Consider the following 3,406-nt stretch of genomic DNA (forward strand, 5'->3'; position numbering starts at 1 on the left):
CCTTCCCTTGCACGTTTTCCTTTGATATTCGGTGCATCCTCAAGTGCAGCTTCAAGCGAACCGTATTTTTTAATGAGCTTTGGCGCTCCTTTCTTCCCAATTCCGGGTACACCGGGTATGTTATCTGAAGTATCACCGATGATCGCCAACACATCGATCACATCTTCGGGATACACCCCGAAATAATCTTTCACTCCCTCCCGGTCTATGATATTGAATCCGCCATTGTTGTTATCCGGTTTCATCATGCGGACATGATCATGAACCAACTGCATAAAATCTTTGTCAGGGGTGACCATCATCACATCCACATCATCGGCATTTGCTCCATTGGCGATGGTTCCGATGATGTCGTCGGCTTCATAGCCATCCTGTTCTAAATTCTGAATACCCCATGCCTCCACCATTTCCTTGATCAGGGGAATGCCGATCTTCAGTTCTTCCGGTTGCGGAGGGCGGTTGGCTTTATATTCCTCATCTTTCTCATGGCGAAAAGTTGGTGCATGCGTATCCCAGGCTACGGCAATGTGCGTTGGCTTTTTCTCATCCAGCATCTTTTCCAGCGTATTGGCAAACCCAAGTACCGGTCCGGTTGGAATACCTTCAGAATTCTTTAGCCTGCTGTTTATGAATGCAAAATGGGCACGGTAAGCCAGCGCCATTCCATCGAGTAAATAGAGGAGTTTTTTAGACATGAATTTGGTTAAGTTTGAACCTTAATTTTCTGATGGAAACTAATTTTTTTTGAAAGTAATTACGAATATAGATTTAAGCCTTAGTAGAATTAGTTCTCTGACTCTCCTCCCCGGAAGTAACAGCGAGCTGTTCTTCCTGTCCCTCCGAAGGGACACAGGGTCTTAACTTTGATAAAAGTGTGTCGATCTTAAAGTTTTTATATGGCACAAACCTATCTCTCTTTGGAGAGAGACCGGATTTAGCTCTGCTAAAATCCAGAGAGAGGAAAGCCGGGGGCTTGAGTTTGATACTGAAATCATAAATAGTTCATGAACATACCATCCCTGCCAAAAATAGAATTGCATCTGCATCTGGATTGCTCGCTGAGCTTTGAGGTGGTTCAAAAACTGCGGCCGGGGACCACACGAGAAGAGTATGATCGGGATTTTATTGCTCCTACTAACTGTGCCAGCCTGGAACAATACCTGAAGTGCGCACAGGCTCCTATTGCTATCATGCAAACCAAGGGGCAACTGGAAGCTGTTACGCTTGACCTCTTCAAGCAGCTTAAAGCCGATAATGTAATTTATGCCGAGATCCGATTTGCCCCGCTCCAGCATCTGGAAGATGGATTATTGGCTGAAGAAGTAGTAAAAATTGTGGATGAAGCGACTGCAAAAGGGATTGAAGAAACAGATATTGAAGTACGCATTATTCTATGCACGCTCCGCCATTTTTCTGAAGAGCAAAGTATGGGAACCATCAAGTTGGTTGAGCAATTCAAGGGCACCAATGTAGTGGGATTTGATATTGCGGCCGATGAGACTTTACCCATCGACAATCACATCAAAGCCTTTGAATATGCCCGTAAGCATGATATTCCATGTACGGCTCATGCCGGAGAAGCACGCGGACCTGATAGCGTTCGGGAGGTATTAGGAAATTTCCATCCCGCCAGAATTGGTCATGGAGTGAGAAGCATTGAGGACCCTGAATTACTTGATCACCTGAAGGAAAAGAATATTCATCTTGAGGTCTGCCCCACCAGCAATGTGCAAACGGGAATCTACGATTCAATAGCCGATCACCAGGTCAACGACATCTTCAAGAACGGAAATTCCCTCAGCGTGAATACCGATGGCCGGGCTATTTCGAACGTTTCATTGAATGAAGAATACCAAAAATTGAACCGGCATTTTGATTGGCAGATCGAGCAATTTTTGCGGGGGAATGAATTCGCGATCGAAGCGGCGTTTTGTGATGAGGCCACTAAAGAAAAATTACGGCAAGAATTATCAGACGGGTTTAAGTGATGAAGTAATGAAGTGATAAAATAAGTTGAATTGAATTTACTTTATCAATCCTCATTTTTTCAACCCTGCCTGTTTTTTCAACACACTTCCATTTCTTTCTTCGGAAAAAACATTGTTCTCTTTTGCTATTTTTCCGTTAACAATCACCCAATGGAACCCTTCCGCTAACTCATGTGGGTTTTCGAATGTAGCTCTATCCTTAACTTTATAGGGATCAAAGATTAAAATATCTGCTTTATTCCCGGTTGCAATTGATCCCCGATCAGAAATACCCAGTGTCTTAGCCGGAAGCCCACTCATTTTATAAATTGCTTGTTCAATGGAAAGGCGTTCTTGCTCAATCACATATCGGGCAATAATTTTCGGGAAACTGCCATAACCGCGAGGATGACTCATTGTGGGACTTCCATCGGAGCTTATCATAATATTTTTTGATATGGCGATTTTATCCTGAAGCTCTTCATTCATTACGAAATGCGCAGCAGAAGCTCCTCTTGGACCCATTCTTAGCAACAAATCAATAGGAGAAATCCCTTCTGATTCTGCCGCTTCAGCTAAAGTCTTTCCGGAATATGTTCCATTTCCGAATAAAATGGCCTCAGGTCCATTTCGTTGTGCTAGTTTTGACACTAAAAACTCCCGCAATAGAACCGGGTTTTCACTCATAATTTGCTGCCACTCCGATTCTGTTTTAGCCCAATCAGGAAACACAATTCCAATACCGGTAAAACTTGCGGCATATGGATAGGTATCGGCAGAAATTTCAACTCCATTTTCGTTATAATCCTGCAAAAGTTTGATGATCTCATCCGCTCTGGCTTCCCCTTCACCATATACCACTTTCAGATGCGAAATATGGACTTTCGAATGTTCTCCAAGGTCGGCTAACTCCGTGAATGAAGCCTCAATTCTGGAATCATCTTCACTTCGCATATGGCTCAAAATTAAGCCATCCGCATTCCCAACAACTTCTGCAAGCCGGTTTAATTCTTCTTTTTCTGCATACAATCCCGGTACATATTCTAAACCCAGGCTTAATCCAAAAGCACCGTCAGCAAGGTGTTGTTTAAGCTGGGTTTCCATTTCCTTGATATCCCGTTCATGAACTTCAACATCTCGTTCTAATCCTGCTTTTATTCTCAGGCTTCCATGGCCGGCCAATGCAGCGATATTTACAGCTGGTCGGATTTCTTCTACTTCCTTAAACCATTCTGAATATGAATCACTAGTTACTGAAGAACCATCCTGCCCCAATACAATAGTTGTAACACCCATTGCAATGAAGTTATTAAATTCGGGCGTTTGCGAAGGGCTTCCATGCGCATGTATATCAATGAACCCGGGGGTAATGACTTTCCCAGTTGCATCAATAGTTTGACTGGCTTGGACTGAATCTTCATTTACCTTACCAATGAAAG

3 protein-coding genes are annotated in these 3,406 nt (G+C 43.3%); 1 reads left to right on the plus strand and 2 read right to left on the minus strand.

Annotated elements, in window-relative coordinates; all coding sequences use genetic code 11:
* Window positions 1-695, minus strand: a 695-nt coding sequence (locus tag VFM80_RS11360; RefSeq protein ID WP_395071947.1) for a 5'-3' exonuclease, incomplete at its 3' end; no start/stop codon positions are given.
* Window positions 696-1,004: 309 nt separating this feature from the next.
* Between VFM80_RS11360 and add the strand changes: the two genes are divergently transcribed.
* Window positions 1,005-1,988: an adenosine deaminase gene (add, locus tag VFM80_RS11365; protein ID WP_395071948.1), complete on the plus strand. Its 984-nt coding sequence runs from the start codon at window positions 1,005-1,007 to the stop codon at window positions 1,986-1,988.
* A 51-nt stretch (window positions 1,989-2,039) separates the two neighbouring features.
* Here the strand turns inward: add and VFM80_RS11370 are convergent.
* The coding region (locus VFM80_RS11370; protein WP_395071949.1) for an N-acyl-D-amino-acid deacylase family protein at window positions 2,040-3,406 on the minus strand (1,367 nt) is incomplete at its 5' end.

The organism is Gracilimonas sp. (assembly GCF_035704785.1).
GTDB lineage: Bacteria > Bacteroidota > Rhodothermia > Balneolales > Balneolaceae > Gracilimonas.